This window comes from Flavobacterium silvaticum (assembly GCF_012911565.1).
In the GTDB taxonomy this organism is placed as follows: domain Bacteria; phylum Bacteroidota; class Bacteroidia; order Flavobacteriales; family Flavobacteriaceae; genus Flavobacterium; species Flavobacterium silvaticum.
On the sequence record NZ_JAAMPU010000095.1, the window covers coordinates 71,971 to 79,447 of the forward strand.

The 7,477-nt window shown below is 48.1% G+C and carries 1 protein-coding gene; it reads left to right on the forward strand.

The genetic code is table 11. The features are described from left to right. Positions 1–168: 168 nt before the first annotated feature. Positions 169–7,477: beta strand repeat-containing protein (locus tag G6047_RS01760; protein WP_169525752.1), on the forward strand; the 7,309-nt coding region annotated here is incomplete at its 3' end.

The following is a 7,477-nucleotide window of genomic DNA, read 5'->3' on the forward strand; positions in this document are numbered from 1 at the left end:
ACTTAAGAAATTGTCAGTTATTACCCTCCACAAACATTATAAAATAAGTACTTTATCGTTTTTTTTGACCCCTAATCGATTTTATTCATAAAATAGGCCCTTTAACAAGATTACCCATAGGCATTCTTGTTAATTATATGTTATTATTGTAATACTAAACTTTTCTATATGGTTGAGAATTACAATGGTTTCCAAGGTTTTATAAAAGCCTCGGAAATAAGAACGGCTTTTAAAAAGAATTGGTTTCTTGCCACATTCTTTTTGTTATTTGGTCTGATCACCACGGCTCAGACAGTCACTATCCCAGCCGGAAACCCCACCGGTACCGGAAGCGGGGCTTACCTGAACAAACCATTTCATGGCGCCACCGATTATGCGGGGTTTGATGCTATTTATCTGGCTTCCGAAATCGGCACGGGACCGGCCACGATTAATTCCATTGCATTTTATGTAGATGCTCAAACGGCGTCGGTCGCAGTTCCGGTTGTGGTAAGCATGCAAAATACTTCCGCTGCTACACTTAGCACGGCGAGTTATGCCAATGCGACGGCAACTTCGACTTCGGTTTATTCCGGAACCATTCCTGCAGTAACTGCCGGTGGATGGGTAACCATCACCCTATCTACACCGTTTAGCTACAGCGGTGGAAACCTAGAGGTTTTGATTAAGAGCAATTACGGAACAACCGCAACCAATGAAGCTGCCGGAGCCCGTGCATTTCGCTGGTTTACCACCACGGCAAGAGGCGTAGTCTGGGAACGCAACAATAATGCGACACTGCGTGCGACCGACGCTACGGCGGTATCTGCTGTTCCACATATCCGTTTTGGTTATACTGCCTGTTCTTCATTGACACTTCAGGCGAATCAGGGATTGAACTCGGCTTCGATCAGCTGTTGGAACTCCAGTATTTTAGTGGATGGCGGATCGAACGGAACACCTGCATTTAGCTACGTAACTTCGGCTGCCAATCCTACTTCAACAGTGATTCCGGAAGGAACAGGCTTTTACAGATTCAATTCATACTCCTGTGACTCCGGGGATCAATTGCGCTTTTCCTCCCCTAAAATAATTACGACCGGCACCCCGAGTGTCGATGTATCCTTCAAATGGCTGGAAGGCAATGGTTATCCGAATTATACCGACAACGTACAGGTTCAATATTCGCTGAACGGAACAACTTGGGTCAATGCCGGCAGCACTATAAACGAGAACAATACCGTAACCCAGGGTTGGGTTTCCAAAACCGTAACGCTTCCTGCTGCTGCAGGTAATCAGGCGTTTATATATGTCGGCTTTTTATTTACCAGTAATTATGGTGACAATTGCCACATAGATGACATACAAATCAAAGCATCCCCTAGTTGCCAGTCTCCACCTGCCGTGGCATCTTCGGCAGTCGGCTCAAGCACTGCTACTATCTCATGGACTGCTCCTACAATTGCGCCAACTGGAGGTTATGAATATGAAATCCGTACAGCCGGCGCAGCAGGAAGCGGCAATACAGGCTTGACTACCAGCGGCTCAACAGTTGCCGGGGATGTAGACGACAACCTGACCGCATTAACACCCAATACCGCCTACACCTTCTATGTGCGTTCAAGTTGCGGATCGGGAGTTTTTTCAGCATGGAGCTCAGCAGGCACATTTACAACTACATGCATAGCCACCTCCGTTCCATATACTGAGAACTTCAATTCCGTCACGGTTCCGAATCTTCCATCTTGTACATCAAGAGTCACTGTAAGTGGTAACGATTGGCAGACTGCAGCAGTTTCTGACAGCGGCTTCTCTTCCAATGCCTTACGATATGCATGGAATACAGATGCAGCCGCCAACTCCTGGTTTTTTACCCAGGGCTTGAATTTAACTGCCGGAACTATTTACAAATTGTCATATAAATACGGTAATAACGACAGTACTACCTACAACGAGAAACTTAAAGTGAAGTATGGGACATCTGCGTCTGCTGCTGGCATGACCCTGGCATTGGCCGATCACCCTACGATAAACACAGCCACAGCAGCGACCAATGAAGTTTATTTTACACCCCCTTCAACCGGGGTTTATTATATAGGCTTCAATGCCTATTCAATTGCCGATCAGTTCTATTTGTATGTCGATGATATTTCGGTAATTCTCGGACCAACCTGTCTTTCCCCTTCAAATGTCAATTTAACGGCAATCACAACGACAACAGCAACGATAAACTGGACAGCTCCAATCGGGTCGCCTGCTTCTTATCAATACGAAGTTCGTTCAAGCGGAACTGCAGGAAGTGGAGCAACCGGACTCGTAGCTTCAGGATCAGTGAATTCGCCAACCGTTTCGGCTACGGCCAATGGCTTGACGGCCGGATCTGTTTATTCCGTGTATGTCAAAAGTACCTGCGGCGGAAGCGACCAAAGCGCATGGACATCTGCTGTGACCCTGCGCACATTATGTAACCCGACGACCACATTGCCTTTCACCGAAAATTTTGAAGGAGGTATTTTACCGGCTTGCTGGTCTACACAAACAGTCGCCGGAAACACATGGGCTGTCACGACAACAAATAACAGCACATCTGCGGCACACGGAGGCACGAACTTCATGGGACTTAACAGCAATACTACTACGGCAAACAACAGCGTGCTTTATTCTCCACAGTTCAATTTCTCTGCAGCAGCCGGTAGCAATCCGTTAAGGGTCAACGTATGGGTTTACAGAGGCACAGATGCAGCCGTTGCAGACGTGATTACCTTTTCTGTAAACACAAGCGCTTCAACCACCGGTGCCACAGATCTGGCCGCCATTTCACTCAGATATACGTTGAGCCCAGTTGTTGCGGCTGCCGGATGGTATAATTATACGCTGAACATCCCAACGTCTTTCAATGCAGCACCGTTCTATATTGTCGTAAAAGGTGCCAACGCTGCCAATGCAAACGCGAGAAGTCTTTCATTCGATGATTTCAGGATAGAGCTTTTACCTCCAACGATTAATACGCTTAGCCCAACATCTTTATGTTCCGCAGCAGCGACATCAACACCGATAACCGTTACCGGGACAAACCTTAACCAGGTCACATCAGTAACCCTGAATGGACAGTCTCTTACCTTTACACCGGTCAGTGCAACAAGTATCCAGGTCAATTTACTTGCAGATTCCCAAACGGGCACCATCACTGTTACAGGTCCTAACGGAACGGCAACAAGCCCTGGTGCGATTACCATAACCGCAAGTCCGGAAGTAGAACCTATTACAGGACCTTCAACCGTTTGCCAGGATTCCGTCATTACATTGACCACGGCCTCGAGTGCAGGCACATGGTCCACTTCAAATCCTGATGTAGCAACAGTTTCTGGTGGTTTTGTAACAGGCGTAAGTGCCGGCACTGCGACTATTTCTTACACCATAACTTCAAACGGCTGTACATCTGCCCAATCTCACGTTGTTACGGTTAGTCCGAAAATTGTATCTGATGACCCGTCGAGTGCCAACGCCCTGCTTAACACACCAACCGAATTCACGGTGCATACAAGTAATGCACAAACATTCCAGTGGCAGGTTTCGGCAGATGGTGAAAACTTTGACGACCTTACTGCAACGGCTCCTTTTGAAAATGTATCGGGAACAGTACCTGTAGATGGAGTTGTAACACTAAATATCACTTCGGCTACAGAAGACTTGAACGGTTTGTATTTCAGGGTAATCCTCACAGGAACTTCTCCTTGTTCACAATTCGTATCGGCCGGAGCTTTACTTCTTGTAGGACAAACCGGAATTGTTCCCGGAACGCCTGCTCCGGTTACACTTTGCGGACAAACAACTGCTACTTTTACGGTTCAGACCACAGGTGATGTTGATTTCTGGAATTGGTATGTAAACAAAAACCTTGGTGATGGGCCGCAACCAATCGATGCTTTGGCAGATGGCCTCACATATGATACATCTGTAAACGGAACCCTTGTAGTCGATGGCATCAGTATCGCTAATAATGGATGGATCTTTTACATAGAAGTAGGCAGTACTACTTTTGAATCTTCTGTTTTTTCGAGTGCTACGTTGACTGTCAACCAACCCGTTTCGATTGCTCCTTCAGGACAACCGGCTAACCAGATTGGATGCGGGAATCAAGCTGGAAGCAAGACGTTTACCGTCAATGCAACAGGAAGCGGACTTAACTATCTGTGGCAATATTCTGCTACCGGCATCGAAGGGTCGTTTGTTAATTTGCCCGGAACACCGCCTACAGGAATAACGTACAGCGGAAGCAGCACGGCTACACTAACCGTGAATTATTCAGCCACTACTCCTGGAGGATTGTATTATTACCGTGCTGTTGTCGGCGGAAGTTGCGGAGGTGCGAATTCAAACCCGGCATCATTGCAAATAAGCAATCCGAATGTGACCGTTAATCCTCCTTCTGCCACGTATTGTACTCCTGGAACCGGAGTCTCACTAACGGCAAGCGGAGCCGTATCATACACATGGTCTCCGGCGACAGGATTATCAGCTACTACAGGAGCTACCGTCATAGCCACCCCATCTGCTACAACTACATACACCGTTACGGGAACTGATGCAAACAACTGCAGCAAATCAACTACGGTCACAGTTACTATTGGAAATGGGGTAGCTGCTTCGGCATCATCTAACCTTCAAGTGGTATGCTCGGGCGGTGCCGTACAGCTTAGTGCGGGTGGCGTCCAAAGTTACACGACTGGTGCGATCAGCGGATACACTTTAGCTGCTACTACCTCCCCTTATACTCCTGTTGGTTCCGGCGCAACCCCGCTAACTGAATTATTGGGTGACGATACCGAAACAGCAGCCATGCAGAACATTGGCTTTACCTTTAATTATGGCGGCACAAACTACACGCAATTCAGACCATTTTCAAACGGATATATAAGTTTTGCATCCGGATCCACAACGAATGTCACCAATAATCTTCAAAACGCAGGCGGTGGAAACCGACCTATTATCGCCCCTCTTTGGGATGACCTTGACGGTTCCGTCGCAGGTGCCTATGCTGGTTTTGAGGTTACAGGATCTGCACCATACAGGGTAATGACAATGGAATGGAGAAACTGGGAATGGGATTACACCGCTGATGCCGCAACCATTAGTTTCCAGGTTAAACTGTATGAAACGTCCAATATAATCGAATTTGCTTACCGAAGCGAAGCCGGTGCCTATTCCAATGGAGGTTTAACCAGCGGAGCAAGCATAGGTATGAATGCGGCTACCGGAAGCGGTACAGGAACTTATGTGAACCTGTCAAGCATCTCCCCGGCTACACTTACGAGTACAACCAATTCAACAGGGATAAACACCAAGCCTGCGTCAAATACGGTATATAGGTTTACACCTAGTAGTTATCCGACGTTTACCTATGCCTGGACTTCTGTTCCGGCCGGATTTACATCAAATCTGCAGAATCCCGTTGCGAACCCGACTGCTAACACAACGTATAATGTTGTGGTGAGTTCGGCTTCCGGATGTTCCGGAAATGCTTCTACTTCTGTGACAATCCAGTCCGGAGCTACGATTACCTCTCAGCCATCACCTGCAACAGTTACCAAGTGTCAGGGTGAAGCCATATCACTATCTGTTGCTGCAACAGGGCCAGGCCTTACGTATCAGTGGAAAAGAAACGGCGCTAATATTACCGGAAATGCATCAGCACTTACGGCAACGCTTTCTGTAACATCTGCAACTCCGGCGATGAGCGGAAATTATACTGTTGTAGTCACACCTTCATGTGGTGCAGCGGCAACAAGTGATATTGTAGCACTTACCGTTTATGCAACGCCTACTGTAACCGCTCCTGCTGCACAAACTGCTTGTACAGGCACGCCAACGTCCGCCCTAAACCTTACAGGCGCACCGACAGGGGTTACTTTTGACATCACCGGAGGCACATTAATCGGTTTGGCTAATCAGACTGGGGTGACTTCTATTCCTTCATTCAATCCGACATTTGGTGTTGCAACAATAACGATAACTCCAAAAGCCAACGGATGTACCGGAACGCCTGTGACTTTTACATACACCGTAAACGGGACTCCTCAACCGCTTTCTGTCAGCCCGACATCTGTCACCAAATGTGTAACCGATGCAGGCGTAGCATTGACAGCAACGGGTGGAATGGTTCAGGCTATTACACCAATCGGAACAAACTCTTCCACGACAAGCACTACAGGAATTTCTCCTTTCAGTGCTTTGTATGAAGGTTCGCGTGAGCAATATCTTATCCTTGCCAGTGAATTGACTGCCGCCGGCATCCAGCCAGGGCAATTAAGTTCGCTTAGCTTTGATGTTACGGCTTCCGGAAGTTATCCTCAAAATAATTTCTCCATTAAATTGGCCCATACAGCCGTGACTGTCATGGGAGCGGCATATGCTACTCCGAGTACACCATTTGTGACAGTATACAGTTCTGCTTCTGAGCCTACGCCAGCTGTCGGTGTCAAAACATTTGGGTTCAGCACCGCCTTCACATGGAACGGTACATCAAACATACTTGTTGACATTTGTCACGACAATGACACCAATGCAACCTGTACCGATTGTTACGGATCCACTTCTACCGTTCGTACCACAACGACTCCGGCCCGCACGGTTTGGGGAAGCTATGCCGACGACACTGCCAGTTGCGGAACACAGGCTGCCAACACTATTTCCACTTACACAACGCGTCCGTGGATGAAATTCGGAGCGACGATCCAGGCCCCGGTCATTTGGACACCCGCTGCCGGCCTTTATACCACAGCCGCTGCGACAACTGCTTATACGGCTGGTTCATCTGCACTTACCGTATATGCAAAACCAGGAAGTACGTCTACATACACAGCTACGGCCACGCCTACGGCAGGCTGCGCTGTTGCAGCCACACCGGTGACGGTGACGGTTAACCAACAGTATCCGTTTTATGTAGATGCAGACCATGACGGTTTTGGAACCGGATCTGCCGTTCAGATTTGTAGCACAAGCGCTTCTGCTGTTCCATCCGGCTATGCATTGGTTGGCGGAGATTGTAACGATGCCGATGCGACCAGATGGCAGTCAGCCAATTTGTATGTGGATACAGATGGTGACGGATATACTACGTCCGCCTCTTCCACTTCTGTTTGTTACGGAGCTTCGATTCCGGCAGGTTATGTTACAACTTCTTCAGGTGTCGATTGTAACGATACCGATGCTTCCAAATGGCGGTCAGCTAATTTATATGTAGATGCCGATGCCGATGGATACGGAGCTTCCGCAAGCACCACTACTATTTGTTATGGAGCCACAATCCCTGCGGGTTACAGTGCTACCTCATTGGGCATTGACTGTAACGATGCCGATGCCACCAAGCATGCCTCATTCGATTTCTATGCGGATACCGACGGGGACGGATTCGGATTCGGGTCTTTGGTCAGCGTGTGTGCCGTGAACGCCTCCACGCCTCCTGCGGGTTATTCATTGAACAATACCGACTGTGCGC